This is a genomic window from Nonomuraea sp. WAC 01424, from assembly GCF_003947315.1.
Lineage (GTDB): Bacteria > Actinomycetota > Actinomycetes > Streptosporangiales > Streptosporangiaceae > Nonomuraea > Nonomuraea spiralis.
Window position 1 is genome coordinate 74,004 of sequence record NZ_QHHZ01000025.1, and the last position, 21,135, is coordinate 95,138.

The 21,135-nt window shown below is 70.4% G+C and carries 22 protein-coding genes; 9 read left to right on the top strand and 13 right to left on the bottom strand.

Going from position 1 to position 21,135, the window contains the following annotated elements; translation table 11 throughout:
* Position 1 precedes the first annotated feature (1 nt).
* The 3 genes from DMB42_RS47585 to DMB42_RS47595 form a co-directional block, all read right to left on the bottom strand.
* Positions 2-667 (bottom strand): pentapeptide repeat-containing protein, encoded by a 666-nt coding sequence (locus DMB42_RS47585; protein ID WP_125647126.1) that lies wholly within the window; start codon positions 665-667, stop codon positions 2-4.
* A 4-nt stretch (positions 668-671) separates the two neighbouring features.
* A complete protein-coding gene (locus tag DMB42_RS47590; RefSeq protein WP_125647129.1) occupies positions 672-2,150 on the bottom strand; it encodes a glycoside hydrolase family 3 protein in 1,479 nt (492 codons plus the stop codon).
* 138 nt (positions 2,151-2,288) lie between these two features.
* Positions 2,289-3,443, bottom strand: coding sequence for an acetyl-CoA C-acetyltransferase (locus DMB42_RS47595; protein ID WP_125647132.1), 1,155 nt, complete (start codon positions 3,441-3,443; stop codon positions 2,289-2,291).
* Between the two features lie 97 nt (positions 3,444-3,540).
* On the opposite strand from DMB42_RS47595, the gene DMB42_RS47600 reads away from it, so the two are divergent.
* Together DMB42_RS47600 and DMB42_RS47605 are read left to right on the top strand one after the other, a co-directional pair.
* A complete protein-coding gene (locus DMB42_RS47600; RefSeq protein ID WP_125647135.1) occupies positions 3,541-4,212 on the top strand; it encodes a TetR/AcrR family transcriptional regulator in 672 nt (223 codons plus the stop codon).
* Positions 4,209-4,889: a DNA alkylation repair protein gene (locus DMB42_RS47605; protein ID WP_125647138.1), complete on the top strand. Its 681-nt coding sequence runs from the start codon at positions 4,209-4,211 to the stop codon at positions 4,887-4,889. Before DMB42_RS47600 ends, DMB42_RS47605 begins: the two co-directional genes overlap by 4 nt.
* Positions 4,890-4,895: 6 nt before the next feature.
* Here DMB42_RS47605 and DMB42_RS47610 read toward each other — a convergent pair whose 3' ends face one another.
* Positions 4,896-5,735: a LysR family transcriptional regulator gene (locus DMB42_RS47610; protein WP_185845245.1), complete on the bottom strand. Its 840-nt coding sequence runs from the start codon at positions 5,733-5,735 to the stop codon at positions 4,896-4,898.
* Between the two features lie 82 nt (positions 5,736-5,817).
* Between DMB42_RS47610 and metE the strand changes: the two genes are divergently transcribed.
* Positions 5,818-7,962, top strand: a complete 2,145-nt coding sequence (metE, locus tag DMB42_RS47615) for a 5-methyltetrahydropteroyltriglutamate--homocysteine S-methyltransferase (RefSeq protein ID WP_125647144.1) — start codon at positions 5,818-5,820, stop codon at positions 7,960-7,962.
* On the opposite strand, the gene DMB42_RS47620 is transcribed toward metE, so the two are convergent.
* Positions 7,953-8,504 carry a GNAT family N-acetyltransferase gene (locus tag DMB42_RS47620; RefSeq protein ID WP_125647147.1) on the bottom strand — a complete coding sequence of 184 codons (552 nt, stop codon included), beginning with the start codon at positions 8,502-8,504 and terminating at the stop codon, positions 7,953-7,955. The genes metE and DMB42_RS47620 overlap by 10 nt on opposite strands.
* A 52-nt stretch (positions 8,505-8,556) precedes the next feature.
* Positions 8,557-9,471 (bottom strand): ABC transporter permease, encoded by a 915-nt coding sequence (locus DMB42_RS47625; protein ID WP_125647150.1) that lies wholly within the window; start codon positions 9,469-9,471, stop codon positions 8,557-8,559.
* Positions 9,472-9,693: 222 nt separating this feature from the next.
* Here DMB42_RS47625 and DMB42_RS47630 point away from each other — a divergent pair, with 222 nt between their 5' ends.
* The 4 genes from DMB42_RS47630 to DMB42_RS47645 all read left to right on the top strand — a co-directional run bounded on the left by DMB42_RS47630 (position 9,694) and on the right by DMB42_RS47645 (position 12,001).
* On the top strand, positions 9,694-9,900 hold the full coding sequence (locus tag DMB42_RS47630; RefSeq protein WP_125647153.1) for a hypothetical protein: 207 nt from the start codon (positions 9,694-9,696) through the stop codon (positions 9,898-9,900).
* The gene (locus DMB42_RS47635; protein WP_125647156.1) at positions 9,897-10,313 is read left to right on the top strand and encodes a type II toxin-antitoxin system VapC family toxin; all 417 of its coding nucleotides are present in this window, start codon (positions 9,897-9,899) and stop codon (positions 10,311-10,313) included. Before DMB42_RS47630 ends, DMB42_RS47635 begins: the two co-directional genes overlap by 4 nt.
* A gap of 490 nt (positions 10,314-10,803) precedes the next feature.
* The gene (locus DMB42_RS47640) at positions 10,804-11,520 is read left to right on the top strand and encodes an XRE family transcriptional regulator (protein WP_221762688.1); all 717 of its coding nucleotides are present in this window, start codon (positions 10,804-10,806) and stop codon (positions 11,518-11,520) included.
* Between the two features lie 13 nt (positions 11,521-11,533).
* On the top strand, positions 11,534-12,001 hold the full coding sequence (locus DMB42_RS47645) for an NUDIX domain-containing protein (protein WP_125647161.1): 468 nt from the start codon (positions 11,534-11,536) through the stop codon (positions 11,999-12,001).
* Between the two features lie 278 nt (positions 12,002-12,279).
* On the opposite strand, the gene DMB42_RS47655 is transcribed toward DMB42_RS47645, so the two are convergent.
* The 6 genes from DMB42_RS47655 to DMB42_RS47680 form a co-directional block, all read right to left on the bottom strand.
* Positions 12,280-12,819: a GNAT family N-acetyltransferase gene (locus tag DMB42_RS47655; RefSeq protein ID WP_125647164.1), complete on the bottom strand. Its 540-nt coding sequence runs from the start codon at positions 12,817-12,819 to the stop codon at positions 12,280-12,282.
* A gap of 257 nt (positions 12,820-13,076) precedes the next feature.
* A complete protein-coding gene (locus DMB42_RS47660; RefSeq protein WP_125647167.1) occupies positions 13,077-13,994 on the bottom strand; it encodes a carbohydrate ABC transporter permease in 918 nt (305 codons plus the stop codon).
* The gene (locus DMB42_RS47665) at positions 13,995-14,906 is read right to left on the bottom strand and encodes a carbohydrate ABC transporter permease (RefSeq protein WP_125647170.1); all 912 of its coding nucleotides are present in this window, start codon (positions 14,904-14,906) and stop codon (positions 13,995-13,997) included. It lies immediately after the preceding gene.
* On the bottom strand, positions 14,906-16,318 hold the full coding sequence (ngcE, locus tag DMB42_RS47670; RefSeq protein ID WP_125647172.1) for an N-acetylglucosamine/diacetylchitobiose ABC transporter substrate-binding protein: 1,413 nt from the start codon (positions 16,316-16,318) through the stop codon (positions 14,906-14,908). The genes DMB42_RS47665 and ngcE overlap by 1 nt, the downstream gene beginning before the upstream one ends.
* A 17-nt stretch (positions 16,319-16,335) precedes the next feature.
* Complete coding sequence (locus DMB42_RS47675) at positions 16,336-17,070, bottom strand: sugar isomerase domain-containing protein (RefSeq protein ID WP_125647175.1); 735 nt, start codon at positions 17,068-17,070, stop codon at positions 16,336-16,338.
* Positions 17,071-17,940, bottom strand: coding sequence for a MurR/RpiR family transcriptional regulator (locus DMB42_RS47680; protein ID WP_125647178.1), 870 nt, complete (start codon positions 17,938-17,940; stop codon positions 17,071-17,073).
* A gap of 79 nt (positions 17,941-18,019) precedes the next feature.
* Between DMB42_RS47680 and DMB42_RS47685 the strand changes: the two genes are divergently transcribed.
* Entirely contained in the window at positions 18,020-19,030 is a 1,011-nt protein-coding gene (locus tag DMB42_RS47685; protein WP_185845246.1) for an N-acetylglucosamine kinase, read from the top strand.
* On the opposite strand, the gene DMB42_RS47690 is transcribed toward DMB42_RS47685, so the two are convergent.
* Positions 19,020-20,090, bottom strand: a complete 1,071-nt coding sequence (locus DMB42_RS47690; RefSeq protein WP_125647183.1) for a thiolase C-terminal domain-containing protein — start codon at positions 20,088-20,090, stop codon at positions 19,020-19,022. The genes DMB42_RS47685 and DMB42_RS47690 overlap by 11 nt on opposite strands.
* Positions 20,091-20,208: 118 nt before the next feature.
* Here DMB42_RS47690 and DMB42_RS47695 point away from each other — a divergent pair, with 118 nt between their 5' ends.
* Positions 20,209-21,045, top strand: a complete 837-nt coding sequence (locus tag DMB42_RS47695; RefSeq protein ID WP_125647185.1) for an alpha/beta fold hydrolase — start codon at positions 20,209-20,211, stop codon at positions 21,043-21,045.
* Positions 21,046-21,135: the final 90 nt, after the last annotated feature.

Below are 21,135 nucleotides of genomic sequence, written 5' to 3' on the forward strand. Positions count from 1 at the left end.
CTCACAGGACGGTGATGCCCCGGGCGGCGAGGATGGCACTGGCCTGGGCCTGGTTGATGACCGCGCCGGCGAACGCGCGCAGCTTGGCGTCGTCGGGCTGCCCGAGGCCGGCGCCGCGCAGGTCGGCCTTGGTGAACGTGGTGTTGAGCAGCCGTGTGCCGATGAGCCGGCAGTCGCTGAAGGTGGCCTCGGTGAAGTCGCAGCCCGACAGGTCGGCGTCGTCGAAGCGCACGCCCTCGATGAGCTCGCCGCGCAGGGAGCAACCGCCGAGGTTGGCCAGCGTCAGGTTGCAGCGCGCCACCTTGAAGCCGGTGCCGCGCGAGGCCGTCAGCGCGGCGCCGATCATGCGGCAGCCGGTGAAGGAGACGTCGGTCAGCAGCGCGCCGCCGAACTGGGCCGAGGACAGGTCGACGTCGGTGAACGTCACGTCGATCAGGTCGGCGTCGTTGAACCTGGGGCGCATGCCGCCGCCGCCCTTGAAGACCGCGCCGTCCAGGTCGGCCTTGCGGAAGTCGGCGCCGTCAAGCACACAGGACTCGAACAGGGCGCCGGCCAGCGCGGCTCCGGACAGGTCGGCCTCGGTCAGGTCGCAGCCGCGGAAGACGTGCGGCTCGTCGCCCTGGAGGACGGGGCGGCTGTGGGAGAGGTCTTCGCCGTCGAGGGTCACGGTGTCACAGCGTACCGGTGAGCACCTCCGCCGCGGCCTGGCCGCAGACCCGCGCCGACCCGTACGTGGCGATGTGCACGGCGCCGAGGTCGGAGCGGGCGGGCAGGCCCATCTCCACCACGACGGCGTCCGGACGGGCGCTGAGCAGGTGCCGCAGCGCCTCGCCCTGCCAGTCGTAGCGGTGGGCGTCGCGGACCACGATCACCAGTGGCCGCTGGGCCGCCTCGCCGATCAGCCGCTCCAGCCGGGCCCCGGTCGTCTCCCCGGCCACGAGCCTGGTGACGGCGGTGCCGGGCAGCAGCCGGCCGAGCGGTTCGCCGACGCCCCACGGGGTGCCCTTGTCGATGGCCAGGTTCATCTCGGGAGCCAGCTCGACCACGTGCGCCGCCCCGGTCAGCGGCAACACCGACGCCGTCGACCTGCGGGTGACACGTACGGCCCGGCGGGCGGCGGCGAGCCCGATGTAGCCGTCCTCTGGTACGGGGCTGCCCGAGGAGGTGGTCCAGGCGGCCAGCTCGCGGACCCGGCGGGCGGCGTCGGCCAGTCTCTCCTCGGGCAGCAGTCCTTCGGTCACGGCGGCGGCGATGGCGTCGCGTACCTCGACGGCGGTGGCCTCGTCGGCCCGCTCGCCGCCCACGCAGATCGCGTCGGCCCCCGCGGCTATGGCGCGGGCGGAGGCGCCCCCGATCCCGTACGCCCCCGACACCGCGGCCATTTCGATGCCGTCCGTGATGATCATTCCCTGGAAGCCCAGTTCCTCGCGCAGCAGGCCCGTGAGGACCTTCGGGCTGAGCGTGACCGGCTGGTCGGCGTCGTAGGAGGGCACGAGCAGGTGGCCGGTCATGATCGACCGGACCCCCTCCTTGATCGCCTCCCTGAAGGGGAAGAGCGCCTCCTCGATGCCCGCGTCGGCCACCACGGGCACGCCGTGGTGGGAGTCGACGATGGTGTCCCCGTGACCGGGGAAGTGCTTGGCGCAGGCGGCCACCCCGGCCGACTGCAGGCCGCGGACGAACGCCCTGGTGTGCCGGGCCACCAACGCCGGGTCCGCACCGAAGGCCCGCAGGCCGATGACCGGGTTGTCCGGGTTGGAGTTCACGTCGGCCGAAGGGGCGAAGTCGATGGTGATGCCCGCGCTCGCCAGCTCGCCGCCCAGGTCCCTGGCCAGGGCCTCGGTCAGGCCGACGTCGTCCACGACGCCGAGCGCGTACCCGCCGGGCCGGCTGCTGCCGGTGCTCACCTCCAGCCGGGTGACCTCGCCGGACTCCTCGTCGGTGCCGACCAGCACCGCGGGGTTCTCCGCGCGCAGCGCGGCGGTGAGCCGGGCCACCTGGGCGGGGTCGGCGATGTTGCGGGAGAACAGCACCACGCCCGCCAGTCCCTCGCCTAGTCGGCGGCGTATCCAGTCCGGAGGCGTCCGTCCGACGAAACCTGGGAGTAATACTGCGTCGGCGAGGCGAAGAAGGTCACCGCTCATGGGCATGACCCGAAATCTAATAGGAAAGTTTCCTATTTGCTAGAGGCATTTTCTGATGTCAGCCCGCTTTCTTCCGGGATTAACTCCATCGCCACTCCGGACGGCCTTCCCCGCCATTCGGGTGAAAGCCCGCGGCCGGGCCGGTCAGCCGAGGCGCTCGATGACGGTGACGTTCGCCTGCCCGCCGCCCTCGCACATGGTCTGCAGGCCGTACCGGCCGCCGGTGCGCTCCAGTTCGTGCAGCAGCTTCACGGTCAGGACCGCGCCGGTCGCGCCCAGCGGGTGGCCGAGCGCGATCGCGCCGCCGTTGGGGTTCACCCGGGCGGGGTCGGCGCCGGTCTCCTTGATCCAGGCCAGTACGACCGGCGCGAACGCCTCGTTGATCTCGATCGCGTCGAAGTCGTCTATGGCCATGCCGGTCCTGCCCAGGGCGTGGGCCGTGGCGGGGATGGGCGCGGAGAGCATCATGATCGGGTCCGCGCCGCGCACCGACAGGTGGTGCACGCGGGCGCGCGGGGTCAGGCCGTGGTCGCGTACGGCCCTGGGCGAGGCGACCAGCAGCGCCGCCGCGCCGTCGGAGATCTGGGACGCCAGCGCCGCCGTGAGCCTGCCCCCCTCGGTCAGCGGCCGGAGCGCGGCCATCTTCTCCGGCGTGGTGTCCCGGCGCGGCGTCTCGTCGTCGGCGACGCCCTCGTACGGGACGATCTCGCGCCGGAAGTGCCCGGCGTCCACGGCCCGCAGGGCGCGGCGGTGCGACTCGTAGGCATAACGTTCCATGTCCTCGCGTGACAGGTCCCAGGCCGCCGCCATCTGCTCGGCGCCGGCGAACTGGGAGACCTCCGCGGTGCCGTACCGCGCGGCCCAGCCCTTCGACCCGGCGAACGGGTTCTCGTGCCCGAGCGGCCGGCCCGCCAGCATGGCCGAGGAGATCGGGATCATGCTCATGTTCTGCACGCCGCCCGCGACCACCAGGTCACCGGTGCCCGACAACACGGCCTGGGCGGCGAAGTGCAGGGCCTGCTGCGAGGAGCCGCACTGGCGGTCGACCGTGACGCCCGGCACCTCCTCGGGCAGCCCGGCGGCCAGCCAGCAGGTACGCGCGACGTCACCGGCCTGCGGCCCGATCGTGTCCACGCAGCCGAAGATCACGTCCTCCACGGCGGAGGGGTCGGCGCCCGTGCGATCCATCAGCTCACGCAGCACGTGGGCGCCGAGATCGGCGGGATGGGCCCCGGACAGTCCGCCGTTCCTGCGCCCGACCGGGGTGCGGACGGCGCCGACGATGTACGCCTCGTTCATTCTCGCATCGTAGCAAGCGCTTGGTCGCCTCGTAACGCCATAATGAGCTGGGCCGGTTGCGTGAACAAGCGATTGTCCGATGGCTCATAATGGAAACGTGACCACGCGAAAGAACTCCGGCACCGCCACCTCACCGGCGAAGCGCCAGCGCGCCACCTCCTCAGGGGCGGCGTCAGAGCGACGCGACCACCTCGTCAAACTCGCCGCGGAGCTCTTCGCGCGCAAGGGTTTCCAGGCCACGACCGTACGCGAGATCGCCGACGAGGCGGGCATTCTCTCCGGAAGTCTCTACCACCACTTCGACTCCAAGGAGACGATCGTCGACGAGGTGCTGTCCACCTTCCTCGACGACCTCATCGCCCGCTACCGCGCCGCCGTCGACAACAACTCCGACGCCCGCACGGTGTTGTCGGAGATGGTCCGCATCGGCTTCGGCACGCTGGAGCCCCACCGCGCCGCGATCACCGTCATGCAGAACGACTGGAACTACCTGCGCCAGTTCGAGCGCTTCAACTACCTCGTCAAGGCCGAGGACGAGGTCGAGCAGATCTGGGTGGCCCAGATCAAGGCGGGCCAGGCCGCCGGGCTGTTCCGGGCCGACGTCGACCCCAAGCTGACCTACCGGATGATCCGCGACACCATCTGGGTGGCGGTGCGCTGGTTCCGTCCCGGGGGCAGGCTCAACACCTCCGCTCTGGCCGAGCACTACATCACCGTGCTGTTCGACGGGCTCGCCACCGGTGAGCGCACGACCCAGCGCCAGGGATGAGCCTCGGCAAGGCGGTGCGGCTGGCACTGCAGGAGGCGGCCGAGCCGGACAAGGCCGAGCCGATGCGCGCGTACATGAAGTCGGAGATGCCTTTCCTCGGCGTGCAGGCGGTGCCGCGGCGGGCCGCGCTCCGGCGGGTGTTCGCCGGCCACCGCATCGACTCCGCGCCCGAGTGGCGGCGCGCGGTGCTCTCGCTGTGGCGCGAGGCCGAATACCGCGAGGAGCGTTACGCCGCCGTCGAGCTGTCCGGATATCACTTCTACCGCGACTTCCAGACCCTCTACACCGTGCCGATGTACGAGGAGATGGTCGTCACGGGCGCGTGGTGGGACCTGGTCGACGAGCTGGCCACCCACCGCGTGGGCGGCCTGCTGACCGCCTACCCCGACTCCATGCGCCCGCTGATGCTGGAGTGGGCGGCCGACGCCGACCTGTGGAAGCGCCGCACGGCCATCCTGTGCCAGAACCGCTTCAAGTCCCGTACGGACACCGCCCTGCTCTACGCCTGCATCGAGCCGAGCCTGTCCGACAACGACTTCTTCGCCCGCAAGGCCATCGGCTGGGCCTTACGCGAATACGCCAAGACCAACCCGGACGAGGTCGTGCGTTACGTACGCGCGAAGGGCATCTCGGGCCTGAGCCGCCGCGAGGCGCTGAAGAACCTGCCCGTCGGCTAGCCGTCCTCATCTCGTCCACAGCGCGTCCTGCACGGCCTGCACCAGGGCCATCAGCTCCGGCGTCACCCGTTCCCGCGCCCAGGCCAGCGCGTACGTGATGCGCAGCTCCCCCGCCTCCAGCGGCACGAACCGTACGTCCTCCCGCCGGACGGCCCGGACCAGGAGCTGCGGGATCGGCAGCAGCCCGGCCGCGGCGACCACCAGGTCGAGCGCGGCGGAGAAGTCGTCGTCGGCGACCATCCGCGCGCGCCCCGGCAGCCCCGCCCAGGCCCGGCCGCCCGGCGTCAGCACCACCTGGCCGCCCAGATCGTCCGCCGTGACCCGGCCGCGCCCGGCCAGCCGGTGCCCGAGCGGCACGGCCAGATGGTCGACGGTGACGTGGAAGCGGGCCGCCGTGACGAACCGCGCGGGCGCCGGGGTGGCCAGGATCGCGGCCGAGACCTCGCCGCCGTCCAGCGCCCGCGCCGCGGCGCTCCGGCCGACCACCACCAGCTCCACGCCGATGGCCGGGGCGCGTCCCGCCAACCTTCTCGCGATGCGCGCGGCGAGTGTGCCCACCAGTGGTGGATAAGCCAGGTGAATAGTAGGGCGGGCCAGTCTGGCGGCCTCGGCGGTGAACGCCTGCGCCGATTCGAGCGCCTGCCGGGCGTACGGGAGCAGGCCCTTGCCCTCGGCCGTGAGCCGTACCTCGCGGGCGCTGCGCTCGAAGAGCCTGACCCCGGTGGCACGTTCGAGCCTGGTGATGGCCTGGCTGACGGCGGGCTGCGACATGCCCAGGTCGGCGGCGGCGGCCGAGAAGCCGAGCCGTTCGGCGACCCTGACGAAGCAGTGGATCTCTTTGAGCATAAGCAGCACTTATCGATGATGCACGACGTCGGCCGCGGTGGACAGGATTCCGGCATCTGACCGACGTGATCGAGGAGCTGAGATGTCGCCATTCCCCACGTCCACGGTGCTCGGGTACCCGAGGATCGGGCCGCGCCGGGAGCTCAAGCGGGCGCTGGAGTCGTACTGGGACGGGCGCTCCGGCCGGGCGGAGCTGGAGCGGGCGGGCGCGGAGATCAGGGAGCGGACCTGGCGCCGGCTGGCCGAGCTGGGCCTCGAAGGGCTGCCGTCCAACACCTTCTCCCTGTACGACCACGTGCTGGACACGGCCGTGCTGCTGGGCGCGGTGCCGGAGCGCTACCGGGCGGCCGAGGACCCCTACTTCGCGATGGCCAGAGGCACCGACGGCCTGGCGCCGCTGCGGATGACGAAGTGGTTCGACACCAACTACCACTACATCGTGCCGGAGATCGGCCCGGAGACCGTGTTCAAGCTGGACGCCTCCAAGCCGCTCGCCGAGGTGCGCGAGGCCCGCGCCCTGGGCTACGAGACGCGGCCCGTCGTGGTCGGGCCGGTGACGTTCCTGCTGCTGGCCGGGGCGCCCGAGCGGCTGGACGAGGTGCTCGGCTGCTACGAGGAGCTGCTCGCGGCGCTGGCCGCCGAGGGCGTCGCGTGGGTGCAGCTCGACGAGCCGGCGCTGGTCGGCGACCGTACGCCGGAGGAGCTGGAGGCCGTCCGGGGCGCCTACGACCGGCTCGGGGCGGTGACCGCGCGTCCCGGGCTGTTCGTGGCCTCCTACTTCGGCGACCTCGGCCCGGCGCTGCCGGTGCTGGCCGCCACGCCCGTGGAGGCGATCGGCGTGGACCTCGTGCGCGGCGGCGACGTGCCCGACCTGCCGGGCAAGACCGTGGTCGCGGGTGTGGTGTCGGGCCGCGACGTGTGGCGCACCGCGCCGGAGCGCGCCCTGGCCGCCCTGGGCGCCGTACGCGCCGGCCGGGTGACGGTGAGCACGTCGTGCTCGCTGCTGCACGTGCCCTACGACGTGGACGCCGAGCCCGACCTCGACCCCGGGCTGCGGGCGCGGCTGGCGTTCGCCGAGCAGAAGGTGGCCGAGGTGGTCGCGCTGGCCCGGTCGGACTTCCAGGGTCCGGTCCCCGCCGCGCCCTCGGTGCCGCTGACCTCGCCGGCGGCGCCGGAGGAACGTGCCCCGTACGCCGTGCGGGCCGCCGCCCAGGCCGCGCACCTGGGCCTGCCCCCGCTGCCGATCACCACCATCGGCTCGTTCCCGCAGACCGGCGAGCTGCGCGCGGCACGGGCCGCCGTGGCGAACGGCACGCTGTCCGAGGACGACTACGAGCGGCGCGTCGAGGCCGAGATCGAACGGGTCGTCAGGGTGCAGGAACGCCTCGGCCTGGACGTGCTCGTGCACGGCGAGCCCGAGCGCAACGACATGGTGCAGTACTTCGCCGAACACCTCGACGGGTTCGCGGTCACCAGGAACGGCTGGGTGCAGTCGTACGGGTCGCGCTGCACCCGTCCGCCGATCCTGCACGGCGACGTCAGCCGTCCCGGGCCCATCACCGTACGCTGGGCCTCCTACGCGCAGTCGCTCACGGACAGGCCGGTCAAGGGCATGCTCACCGGGCCGGTGACGATCGTGGCCTGGTCGTTCGTCCGCGACGACCTGCCGCTGCGCGACGTCGTGTTCCAGGTCGCCGACGCGGTACGCGAGGAGGTGCGCGACCTGGAGGCCGCCGGACTGTCGATCATCCAGGTGGACGAGCCCGCGCTGCGCGAGCTGCTGCCGCTGCGGCGGGCCGCGCAGGCCGACTACCTGGAGTGGGCGGTGGCGGCCTACCGCCGGGCCACCTCGGGGGCGGCCGACCGTACCCAGATCCACACCCACCTGTGCTATTCGGACGCCGACCAGATCCTGGCCGCCATCGACGGCCTGGACGCCGACGTCACCACGATCGAGTCGGCCCGCTCGGGGGCGCGCATCCTGGGCGCGGTCGGCGCGTTCGGCCGCGGCCTCGGACCCGGCGTGTACGACATCCACTCCCCCCGCGTCCCGGGCGCCGACGAGGTCGAGAACCTGCTGCGCAGGACGCTGGAGGCGCTGCCGGCCGAACGGGTCTGGGTCAACCCCGACTGCGGGCTCAAGACGCGCACGTACGAGCAGGTGGAGTCCTCGCTCGCGCACGTCGTCGAGGCCACCCGGCGCCTGCGGGCCGAGCTTCAGGCGTAGAGCGCGGTGAACTCCTCGACCGTCATGCCGAACAGGACCTCGTCGTCGTAGCGGCCGGCGGCGAAGCGGCTCCTGCGCCGGCGGCCTTCCTCGACGAAGCCCAGCCGCCGGTGCAGGGCCAGCGACGGCTCATTGGAGCTGTAGACCCACGCCTCGGCCTTCTGGAAGCGGCGCTCGGCGAACATGTACCGCAGCAGCAGGACGATCGCCTCGCCCGCGTAGCCCTTGCGGTGGTGGGGGGTGCCGATGGAGATGCCGTAGGCGAACGTGCCGTGCATACGTTCCACGTCGTGGGTGTTGATCATGCCGACCGGCCGGCCGTCGTCCGCGGCGGCGACCACCAGACGCACCTGGTCCATGTCGGACTCCTGCTCGGCCAGCTCGGTGGCCCACTTCTTCGCCTCGGCGGCCGAGCGGGGCGGGTGCAGCCGCCAGCCGTTCCTGACCGCTTCGGAGTCCTCCTCGAAACCGAGGAACGCCTCCCAGTCCTCCGGTTCGATGGCTCTCAGGCGTACACGCTCGCCCACCCACACAGACGTCATGCCGTGGAGCAAACCAGACCCCACCCCTCCCCCGCGAACCCTTTTCCCGGCCTCACCCGCGTCCGTATCTGTCCTCGGCCCGCCAGAAGTACCAGAGCCCGAGGAGCAGTCCGGCGACCGCCCAGAACGCGCAGCTCAGCCAGACGACAGGACGCGGGTTGTAGGCGTGGATCAGGATGTCGCGCATGAACTCGATGGTGGAGGCGGCGGGATTGAGATACATGACGTCCGCCACCCACTGGGGCAGCCCGACCCCTCCGACGGGCTTGCCGGTGGCCGGGTCCGGATAGCCCACGATCTTGTACTGGATGGAGAAGAAGACCCCGGAGGCGTACAACCAGGTCCGCAGGACGAACGGCAGGAGCTGGTTCATGTCGCGCAGCGAGGCCCCCACGCGCGCCAGGACCAGGCTCAGACCGGTGTTGAACATCGTCTGCAGGAGCAGGGCGACCGGGATCATCAGCCAGAACCAGGTGGGGAACTCCCCCATGACGACCACCAGGACGAGCAGCACCCCCATGGAGACGGCCGCCTGCCGCAGTTCCTGGAGGGTGTACGCCAGGGGCAGCGCGGCGCGGGGGAAATGCAGGGCGCGGATGAGCGAGAGGTTCCCCGAGACGGACTTGGCCCCCGCAGAGGCCGACCGCTGGCTGAAGGTGAAGACGAACATGCCCGTGACGAGGAACGCCGGATAGTTCTCGATATGGTCGTGTCCGCCCAGGACGAGGCCGAACATGACCCAGTAGATGCCGGCGTTCAGCAGCGGCGTCAGCACCTGCCAGAGTTGCCCGAGCGCGGAGGCGGAGTATTTCGAGGCGGTGCGGGAGGTCGCGTAGACCAGGATGAAATGGCGGCGTTCCCATAATCGGCGGAGGTAGACGTGCATGTCCGGCCGGGCCATGGCTCGCCGCAGCCCGTGACGGGTCGCGAGGGCGGCGAGTGATTCCTGCTCGGGCGCGGATGACATGGGGTCCCCTAACGGCCTGCCGAATGGGAAAAGTCTAGGCGCCGATTCATCGGAACAGCGCTCCCCTTACGAGGCCGACAGGGCGCCGCCGTCATCGACGAGGCGTCGCTTGCCCAGTCGGCCTTACCTCCGGCGAGGCCTGAGCCTCGACGGGACAACCTTCCCCGGCCAGGACAAGGGTGTCCCAGGCTCAGGACGCTCATGTCTCGTAGACTGGATGGCATGAGCGTGATGCGCGATGAACTTCATCACCTGGTGGACCGGCTGCCCGAAGAGAAGGTCGCGCCTCTGCTCCGTCTGGTCCGGGATCAGCTCGACGAGCAGCAGGCGGTGCGGGACCTGCCGTTCATCGGAATGCTCGAGGCGGAGCCGGATTTCGCGGAACGCGCCGAGGAGATCTTGCGGGCGGAGGACAATCATCCCTTGTGATCGTCCTTGACACAGGTCCGTTGGTCGCGGCGCTCAACAGCAAAGACAGGCACCATGAGGTGTGTGCACGCCTTCTGCGTACGCATCCGGGTCCGTTGCTCGTCCCGTCCACGGTGGTCACCGAGGTGTGTCAGCTGGTGGAGAGGCGGCAGGGCAGTGCAGCGGAGGCTTCGTTCTTGCGAACCTTCGGGGCAGGTCTGAACTTGGTCGACCTTACTGAGCAGGACCTTCGGCGTATGAGCAGGTTGGTCGCCACCTATGCGAACCTGCCTCTGGGCGCGGTCGACGCCTCCGTCATAGCGATCGCCGAACGGCTCAACACTCCAGAGGTGGCCACGCTCGATCGCCGGCACTTCACGGTGGTGCGCCCGCACCACACCCATTCGCTGCTCCTCCTGCCGGAAAGACTCTGAGAACGACTGCTTCGACGGAAGGCGACGCGCCGTGCTGCTCTTCCCGGCTCCGGAAGTGGGTGCCATGCGTAGAGGGCGCGCTCGCGTTCCGGCTCCCAGCCAGTACGCCACCAGAACCCGTCGGGGCGACACCAGACGACGAGTCCGCCCCAGACGGAGACGAGCGCCATCCCGTAGCCGTCATGTACGTGGCCAGGCACGTTCAGCTGCGTCAGCTCCCGCTGCAACTGCTCGGCGGCGTCCAGCGACGTCATGACCCGCGGGCGAGATCGTGCGTGTTGTGGATTCACTCCGCGCTGCCTCCAATGACTTTCGGTCCCGGTACGCCAAGTGAAGCCAGATGGAGGGGACCTTCCAACCTCGCCGCAACCCGTTGCCGGGACGTGTCGGGCAGGGGGAAACGTCCCGGGACGGCCTTGAAACGTCCCGGACGTTCGAGTCCACTGGATGTGTGAACGAGCGCCTACGCACAGCGATGCTCCGTCATGGTGTGGCCCTGGAGGACCTGGCCGAGATCTGCGGCGTCGAGCCCAAGACAGTCGAACGCTGGGTCAACACCGGCCGTGTTCCGCACCGGAGGCACAGGTGGGCGGCGGCGAAGCTACTGACCGCCGACGAGACGTACCTGTGGCCCGGTGTGCTGGAAAGCAGCGGGGCTCGCCGCGGCAGGGCGCACCGGTCGGAACTCGTGGAGGTCTTTCCCGACCGTGCCAGCGTACCTCGTGAGCTGTGGCTTCGGCTTCTCACCGACGCTCAGGAGCGGGTGGACGTCCTCGTCTTCTCAGGAACCTGCTACGCCCAGACGCAACCCAGGATCGCCCGGCTGCTCACCGAGATCGCACAGCGCGGGGTTGCGATCAGGTTGTGCTTCGGCGACCCCGACGCGCAGTCGGTGGAGACGCGAGATCGCGAGGAAGGGCTGAGCGGAACGCTGCCCGCCAAGATCCGCTCGTCCTTGACCTACTACCGGACGCTGCCGGACCTCGATGGCTGCGAGATCCGTCTGCACGCGACCACTCTGTACGCCTCTCTGTTCCGCTACGACGACGACATCCTGGTCAACCCGCACGCGTACGGCGAACCAGCCTCCGCCAACCCGACCTTCCACTTCCATCGCCTCGACGGAGGGACGATGGCCGAGCACTACATGTCATCGTTCGAGCGAGTCTGGGCCGGAGCCGTTCCGTGGTCCGGCGCGGAAGTCTGAGGAGGCATTCCCCATGGGACGAGTCGAGTACTGGAACGCCCCGGACGCCCCGAAGGCGAACAGTCTGGTGCCGGCCTGCGGGACGGTGACCGTGGACGACGCCGGCCGCATCCTCATGCAGCGCCGGCGCGACACCGGTCAGTGGGCGTTGCCGATGGGCAAGATGGAGATCGGCGAGACCCCCTCACAGTGCGCCGTACGGGAGACGGAGGAGGAGACCGGCGTCCGCGTCGAGCCCACCGGCCTCCTCGGCGTCTATTCAGACCCGGGCCACATCGTGGCCTACACCGACGGCGAGGTGCGCCAGGAGTACGAGGTGATGCTGATCGCCCGCCCGGTCGGCGGCCGTCCGGAGGCCAACGACGAGGCGAGCGACGTGCGCTGGGTCGAGCCGGGCGAGCTGCACACGCTCGACATCCATCCGACCCAGTGGCGACAGCTCAACGACTATCTGCGGCAGAGGCATCCCCACGTCGATTGAGGTCGGCCGGTTACGACGACAGCGTCTTGTGGATCATTCCTGACGGATGGTGCAGGCGCCGGAGGTCAGCGTAGCGGGAGGCGATCCGGCGCGCGGCTCGTGATGGCTCGACGGCCGGATGGCGGGCGTACAACGTGCGCCGACGCCCGCCATCCCGACGTACTCGCCGCCCAACGCAAGGAACGCATCCGCATCCGCATCCGCAGCGAGAAAGGCATCCGATGGGGCGGACGCCCCGTCTCCGCCGCAGCCTGATCGTACGACCCTGGTGGAGAACGTCAGATGCTCGCACTACGGGCGATGCGGTACAGCACGTTCGGACGCAGTGGCCCTTCGGGCTCGGTGGGGTCGTCGAAGTCGTCGGCCGGGTCCCGGGTCATGCCGATCCGGCGCATCACCGCCTGGGAACGAAGGTTGGTGGCCGTTGTGACAGCGAGGATCTCAGGAAGCTCAAGAACGTCGAAGCCGTGGGCCAGGACTGTCAGCGCAGCCTCGGTGGCGTAGCCCTGGCCCCAGGCCGAGCGGGCGAGCCGCCAGCCGATCTCCACTCCTGTGAACGGCATGTGGTCGTCCACTTCGTCCAAGCCTGCGAAGCCGATGAACTCGCCCGTGGCCTCCACCTCGACCGCCCACCACCCGTAGCCTCGCTGGTCGAACTCGGCCTGAAAGAGCGACACGGAGGCGTCGCTCTGTTCGCGGGTAAGCAGGTCGCCCAAGTGCTCCCGGACCTCGGGATCGGCGTTCATGGCCGCCCACGGTTCAAGGTCGGAGTCACGCCATCGGCGCAGGATGAGGCGCTCGGTACGCAGTTCGGCCATGCTGACCAGCCAACATGAGCCTTGGCCCCCAGGCAATCAGTTTTCTTGCGTGACACCGCCTCCCAGAAACACGGGCCGCTCCTAGGGCCAACGAAGCGACCACCGATCCGGCGAACGTATCCGGTCAGAGCACTGGCGCCAGGCGCGGGGGTTGCGCCGCCAGGCGCCCCAAGAAAGATCGCCTGAGTCTCCAAGCGCGAAGCGCCCCCGACGAAGCCCACTGAGCCCAGAGGCGAAGCCCCCTTAGGTGAAGCCGTTCATTTGAGGGCTCCCGAGGTCAGGCCGGACTGGATCTGGCGTTGGAACACCGTGTACACGACCAGCATCGGCAGGATCGCCAGCGTCAGCGCGGCGAACAGCGCCGACCAGTCCTGGTCGTACCCCGCCGCCGTGGAGATGTCCGCGATCCCCTGAGTGAGCACCCATTTGTCCCGGTCCTGGAGCAACACCAGCGGAAGCTGGTACTGGTTCCACTGCCCCAGCACATTGAAGATCGTGATGCTGATGATGCCCGGCCGCGCCATCGGCAACATGATCTGGAAGAACACGCGGGTGTGCGACGCGCCGTCCACCATGGCCGCCTCCCCCACCGCCGTGGGCAGCGTACGGAAGAACGCGGTCAGGAAGAACACCGTGAACGGCATCGAGTACGCGATGTAGACCAGCACCAGCCCCGCGTGCGTGTTCAACCCGATGTACGGCCCCACCAGCGGCACGGCCCCCATGTTCTGCACGACGAAGAACAGCGGCGTCAGCTTCAGGTAGACGGGGAAGGCCAGCCCGGACACGAACAGGAAGTAGATCGGCCGGTTGGCGCGGAAGGGATAACGCGCCAGCACGTACGCGGCCATCGAGCCGAGCAGCATCGTCCCGGACACGCTGAAGGCGACCACGATGACGCTGTTGAGCATGTACTGCCCGATGTGCGCCTGTTCCCAGGCTCGGGCGAAGTTGTCCCAGTTGAGCTTGGCCGGCAGGCCCCACGCCTCGCCGAAGATCTCGTCCTCGCTCTTCACCGAGGCCAGGAAGGTCCACAGGATCGGCACCACCACGAGCACCGTCCACACCAGGAGCGCGACGTGGGACAGCGCGGCCATCGGCCCGAGCCGCCGCCGGCGCTCCTGGCGGGCCAGTTTGCGGGAGTTCGCCACCGTCCACGAGGTCGTCGTTGTCATCTAGTACTCGATTCGTTCGCGGCGCGACAGGCGCAGCGAGAGGATGGCGAAGCCGACGGTGAAGAAGAACATCATGACGCCCAGCGCCGAGGCGTATCCGAAGCGGAAGTACTGGAAGGCGTTGCGGTAAATCTCGGCGGCCATCACGGTGGTCGACCAGTCGGGACCGCCGTGCTGGTCGGTCATCACCCACACGATCGCGAACGCGTCCAGCGCCAGGATGCCGAGGTAGACCCAGGCCACCTGGATCGTGTCCCACAGCAGCGGCAGCGTGATGCGGAAGAACAGGCTGAACCGGCTCGCGCCGTCGATCTGCGCCGCCTCGAACATGTCACGCGGGATGGAGGCCAGCCCGGCCGAGAACAGCACGACGTAGAAGCCGACCGCCTGCCAGACCAGTACGCCGAGCACCGACCAGAAGGCGACGTCCGGGTCCGACAGGAAGCCGACCGGCTTGGCGCCGGGCGCGATCAGCGGCCCGTTCAGCATGCCGCTGCCGTCGGGCCGGAACACCTGCTGGAACAGCACCCCCACCACGGCCACGGCCAGGACCTGCGGGAAGAAGAACACCACACGGTAGAACTTCGAGCCCGCGATGCCCGAGGAGCCCTTGCGCCCGCCCACGTTGAGCAGGAAGGCGAAGAACAGCGCGATCACGATCGTGAGCAGCGGCAGCAGGACGAGCAGCAGGCCGTTGTGGGTGACGGCCTTCCAGAAGATGCCGTCCTTGAACAGCCGGACGAAGTTGTCCAGCCCGACGAAACCGGGCGTCGCCGTCACACCGCGCCAGTCGGTCATCGCGATCCGGAACGCCTGGATCAGCGGCGAGATGACGTAGACGAGGTAGAGGATCACCGGGGCTGCCAGGAACGCGGTGATGAACAGCCCGCGGCGATACCTGTTGAACAACATCAGCGCTTGTACTTCTTGATGGAGGAGTCGTTCTTGATCTCGTCGGCCTTCTTCTGCATGCGCTCCAGGTACTTCTCCGGGGTCAGGCCGCCGGACATCAGCTCGCCGGTGGCCGCGATGCCCTCGTCCTTGAGCTGGCCGTACCAGGTGTTCCAGCGGTAGTAGACGGCGTTGGCGCCGGCGTCGGCGACGGCCTTGGAGGCGCTGGTGACACCGGGCGAGATCGTACGGCCCTCGGTCGCGCCCTTGACCGCGGTCACCGTCTTGACCATCTCGCTGAAGTCGCCGGCCGCCTTCTTCGACAACATGCCGCGCAGGTACTCGATGCCCGCCTGCGGGTTGGCGCTCCTGGCCGAGACCATGAAGTTCTCGCCGGGCTGGGTGTGCAGGGTGCCGTACGGCATCTTGTCGGAGCCGGTGACGTCGGGGATCGGGAACATGCCGTACTCGAAGTCGGGCGGGGTGGTGCTCTTCTGCTCGTTCTCCAGCCACGACCCGGACGGCAGCATGGCCACCTTGTACTTGTTCTGGGCCGTCTGGGTCTGCACGTGGTCGAGGCCGGTCGTGCCCTCCATCAGGTACTTGGCGCCCACCTCGGCCCAGGCCGTGGCGGCCGTCTTCATGGCCTCGGTGGTCCAGGCGCCGTCCTCCAGGTTGTCGATGTTGACCAGCACCTCGTTGCCGCCGATCTTGGCGGCCATGGTCAGCAGCGGCTCGTACAGGTACTGCGGGAACTTGCCCGCGTACGTGAAGGGCGCCATCTTGCCGGACTTCTTGATCGTCTCGCAGAGCTTGGTGAACTCGTCCCAGGTCTTGGGGATCTCCCAGCCGTTATCCCTGAACACCTTCTGTGAGTACCAGATGCCGTGGATGTAGTTCACGTAACCCAGCACGCTGAACTTGCCGTCGTAGGTGCCGATCTCGATGACCGACGGGTCGATCGTGTCCCTGACCTTGACGGCGGGGTCGTCCCAGCTCGGCGCGTCGAGCAGCGCGGTGAGGTCCTGGAGCTGGCCGTCCTGGGACAGGGCGCCGAAGTCCATGAAGTTGGCGCCGGAGTTGTCGATCACCTCGGGCGGGTTGCCGCCGGCGAAGCGCGGCTGGAGGACCTTGGTGATCTCCTTGGTCGCGTTGTGCTTGATCTCGCTCTTCGGGTACTTCGTCTTGAACAGGGGCTCGTGGATGGTCTTGGCGTAGTCCTGGCCGAACCCGCCGTCGAAGATCCACACCTCCAGCGGCTTGCCGTCCGCGACGCCGAACGGGTTGGCCGCGCTGGTCGCCACCGGCGCGGAGGACGCGGTGGCCGTGGGCTTGGCGACGGGGGTGGCACAGGCGGCCAGCGCCCCGGCCACGGGCACGAGGGCCGCCCCGCGCAGGAGTTCACGCCGGCTGATATGGGGGGTGTCAGGCATTGATGGCTCCTAAATTTTCATGATCCTCGTCGGATGCGCCCTGCGTAGCGGCTCTCCAGTGCCTTGTTGTGCTCGTCGCCGCCGGTCACGTTGACCGACAGGTAGATGGGGGGCCGCTCGCCCAGGGCGACGAGCTCCTCCACCGCCTCGGTGACCACCATCTGCGCGAGCAGCGCCGAGGTGACCGTGGAGACCGCGCCGTACGTGCCGCCGTCCGGCAGGTCGAGGACGGCGTCCCCGTACGGGGAGCCGTTGTCGAGCACGACGTCGGCCAGGTCCATGAGCTTGTCGCCCGAGGGGTGGCGCGAGGTCATGCGGGTGCTGTGCGCGACCGACGTGATCGCGACGAGCGGGTGGCCGCGCTCCTTGACCAGCCTGGCCAGCTCGACGACCGTGCCGTTCACGCCCGAGCTGGAGACCAGGACGAACACGTCCTGCGGCTCGACGGGGGCCAGGTCGTAGATCTCGTGGGCGACGGCCGGGTCGCGTTCGAGCTCGGGGGTGAGCACGCTCGGCGGGCGGCCGCCGTACAGGACGAGGTCGCGCGGCGAGAGGCGGTTGCTGGGCACGAGGCCGCCGGCCCGCCCGGCGATCTCCATGGCGATGGCCTCGGAGTGCCCCGACCCGAACGCGTTGACCACCCCGCCGGCCCGCAGCGCGGCCACGATCAGCGCGGCGGCCCGGCGCACCGGCCCGGCCTGGCTCTCGGCGACCTGCGCGGCGAGCGCGAGCACCTTGGTTGCGTACGTCATTCAGCCTCTCTCCACCCGGTGGCTCTCCACGGCGCTGATCGTGAGCTCGAACGCCTCGTTGGTGCGCTCGTAGGTGCGCTGCGCGACGGCCACGTAGACGGCGTCGAGCACGAAGAGCTGCGAGTGCACGGCCGCCAGCCCGCCCAGCCTGAACGTGGTCTCCCTGCTGGCCGTCGTCAGCACCAGGTCTGCCAGTTCGGCCAGCGGCGAGCGGGCGAAGGAGGTGACCACGACCGTGGTGGCGCCGTGGCTGCCCGCCTCGGCCAGCGCCTCCATGACCTCGCGGGTACGGCCCCGGTGGCTGATGCCGATGGCGATGTCGTCCGCGCCGAGCAGCGCCGCCTCCGACAGGGCCACGTGCGCGTCGCCCGCGCTCCAGCCGGGTACGCCGATGCGGCGCAGCCTGCCTTCGAGCATGGTGGCTACGTTCCCGCTGGTGGAGACGCCTATCAGGAGCACCCGGCGGGCCCTGACGATGGCGTCGGCGACCTGGGCGACGACCGCGAGGTCGAGCTGGGCGGCGGTGTCCTGGATGAGCCTGGCGTCGGCGGCGGCCATCACCTCGATGGCCGAGTCGAGCGGGTCGTCCGGGCCGATCTCGTGGCCGACGCCCGCGCCCCAGCCGGCCTGCGCGGCCCTGCCGGTCTCGGTGGCGAGGGCGACCCGCAGCTCGGCGTAGCCGGAGAAGCCGAAGGCCCGGCAGAACCTGGTCACGGTGGCGGGCGAGCTGCCCGCTCGCTCGGCCAGCGCGATGATGGTCGACCGCGCGGCCTCGGCGGGGTCACCGAGGATCACCTCGCCGACCCTGCGCAACGCCTCCGGCAAACCGGGCAGTTCCGTTTCGACGCGCCCGAGCGCTCCTGAAGTCACGAATATTCCTTCCGAATACCCGGCCTTCTGGCGAAAATTATTCTTGCTTCTCGGTCGCGTCAACCCCCAGAATTTGACCGTGACGAAATCGCTGGTGGTCGGTGTAGACGCGGGTGCCACCTCGACCCGCGTGTCCGTCCACACCCTCGACGGGACCCGGGTGGGCTACGCGCGGGCCGGTGCGGGGAACCCCTCGGCCCACGGTCTGGACAAGGCCGTCGCGGCGGTCGGGACGGCGCTCGGCCACGCGCTGGGTTCACATGACGGCGGCCAGGTCGTGGCCTCGCTGGCCGGGGTCGCGGGCCAGGTCGAGACGCTGGTCCCTGAGCTGGCCCGGGTGTGGGCCGCGCACGGCGTCCAGGACGGGCCCCGGATCGAACGCGACGTGGCCGTGGCGTACGCCGCCGGCACGCCCGAGCCCGACGGCTCGCTGCTGCTGTCGGGCACCGGCGCGGTCGCGGCCAGGGTCACCGGCCACCGCATCCACACGATCGCCGACGGGCTGGGCTGGCTGCTGGGCGACGAGGGCTCGGGCTTCTGGATCGGCCGCGCCGCCGCAAAGGCTGTGGTCGCCTCCCTCGACCAGGGCGCGACGGCCGCGCCGGGAAGCCTGATCGCGCTCGTCGTGGGGCACTTCCTGGGCGAGGAGCGGCCGGGGTCGCCGCGCGCGGTCGCCGACCGGCTCGTACGCCTGGCGCAGGCCGATCACATGCGGCTCGCCGCCCTGTCCGCCCTGGTCAGCGAGGCGGCCGAGGCCGGCGACCCGATGGCGCTCAAGGTCGCGGACGAGGCCGCCGACCGCCTGGTGGCCACCCTGCGCCGGGTGCACGTCGCGGGGGACGTCGTGCTGGCCGGCAGCGTGCTGACCAGCGAGGGGCCGGTGCGCCGGGCCGTACTGGCGCGGCTGGCCGGCGAGCGCGTGACGACGGCCCGCGACGCGGCGGGCGCGGCGGCCTGGCTGGCGGCCAGGGAGGCGCTGCCGCGCGACGACGGCCGGGCCTCGCATGCCGCCTTCACCGAGAGCCCTTCGGCGTTCACCGAGAGCCCCTCTGCGTTCACGGACGGCCCTTCGGGAGGGCTCACCGGGTGAGCAGGGCCGCGCTGCCGTAGCTGCCGCCGAAGCCCGTCACCAGGGCCGTCTCCCGCCCGGCACGCAGTTCCCGCACCGCCTGGGCCACGTTGTTGAGCCCGTGCACGTACCCCTCGGACAGCAGGCCGCCGTGCGGGTTGACCCAGGCGTGCCGCCGTTCCAGCAGGTACGCCCCCAGGTCCGCCCGCGCCGCCAGCCCGAAGTCCTCCAGCTGCCTGGGCACCAGCCACGAGTAGGCGTCGTAGAGCAGCGCCGCCTCGACGTCCGAGGGCCGCATCCCGGAGGCCGCCCACAACATGGGCGCGACGTACGCCGAGAAGACCGCGGTCACGTCGGGCGAGCGGTCCATCGACGAGCACCCCGGCCCGCCTCCGCGGACGACCGCCCGGATGCGCGGCCCGTCCAGGACACCGCTCACCACCAGCGCGCACGCGCCGTCGGTCTCCTGGCAGCAGTCGGCGGTACGCAGAGGCGTGCAGACGTACGGTTTGTCCAGGTAGGCGGCCAGTTCCAGCGGCTCACGGCGCAGGGCCCGGGGGTTGGTCGCGGCATTCGACCTGGACTGGGCGACCACGGCGTGCAGGTGTTCGGCGGTCAGGCCGGTGTCGTGCAGGTAGCGGGTGGCGGCCATCGCGAACAGCGGGATCGGGCCGGCCAGGCCGTAGGTGTGGTGTTCCAGGGGGCCGGTGGAGGCGGTGTTCATGCGCGTGCCGGAACGCCCGTTGAGCGCCCGGAAGACCAGGACGTTGCGGGCCAGGCCGGCGTGGACCAGCATCGCCGCGTCCCCCAGCACGGACGCCGCCTGCGTCCCGCCGCCGGCGATGTCGTTGTGCCAGCGCAGCCGCTCGACGCCCAGGGCGCGGGCGACCTGGACGACCGGCGCCGAGTCGTTCATGTGGTAGCTGAGCAGCCCGTCCACCTCGCCCGGCGTGATGCCCGCGTCCGCGCACGCGGCCCGGCACGCCTGCGCCGCCAGCTCCAGTTCGGTACGCCCCGACCGCCTGCTCAGGGTGGTCATCCCGATCCCGGCCACGGCCGCGCACCCGGCGAAGGACTGCATGCCCGCCCCCTTCCAGGTCCGGTCGGCGATCACGGTAACCCGGCGGGCTGCGCTAAGACAAGCGCTTGCTCGGCACACAAACCCCGATGCGCCCCAGGCTCCGATATCGTGCCGCGTCATGATCCCGACGGAATCGAGGACGAGCATGCTGAAGGTCCCCGGCGCCCGCCTCCACTACGAGCTGCGCGGCAGCCACCCGCTCCTGCTGGTCGTCGCCGGCGGCGACGGCGACGCGCGGGCGAACGCGGCCCTCGCCGACGGGCTGGCCGACCGCTACACCGTGCTCACCTACGACCGGCGCGGCCTGTCCGCCAGCACGATCGACGACCCCGCGCAGCCGATCACCCTCGCCACCCACGCCGAGGACGTCCACCACCTGCTGGCCGCGCTCACCACCGAGCCCGCCCGCGTCTACGGCAGCAGCATCGGCGCGCTGATCGCCCTGGAACACCTCGCCCGCCACCCCGGCCAGGTGCGCCTGCTGGTCGCCCACGAGCCGCCCGCCGTCCAGGTGCTCCCCGAGGCCGAACGGGCGGCGGCCGACGCGGCTCAGCGCGAGGTGGAGGAGACGTTCGCGGCGGAGGGGACGTTCGCCGCGCTGGCCAAGTTCCTGGTCGTCGCGGGCATCGACCCCGCCGACCGCGAGGAGGACGTCGTCCTGCCCCGTCCGAGCCGGGAGCGGCAGGCCAACCTGGAGTTCTTCCTGACCCACGACGCCCCCGCCGTGCGCCGCCACCGGCTGGACCTGGACGCGCTCAGGTCCGCCGCCGGCCGCGTGGTGCCCGCCGTGGGGGTGAGCAGCGGGCCGATCATGCCGTACCGTTGCGGGGTGCTGCTGGCGGCGGAGCTGGGGGTTCCGTACGCCGGGTTTCCGGGTGGCCACAACGGTGGCGTTCTGCGGCCGAAGGGCTTTTCCGCCCGCCTGCGCGAAGTCCTGACCAGCGAGAAGGCATAAACCGTGACTCGATGTCTTCACGGAGGCTGTCCCGTCTTGTAATACGGAGATGCGCTCATCCGATAGCCCATCATCATCACCCCGAGGTGA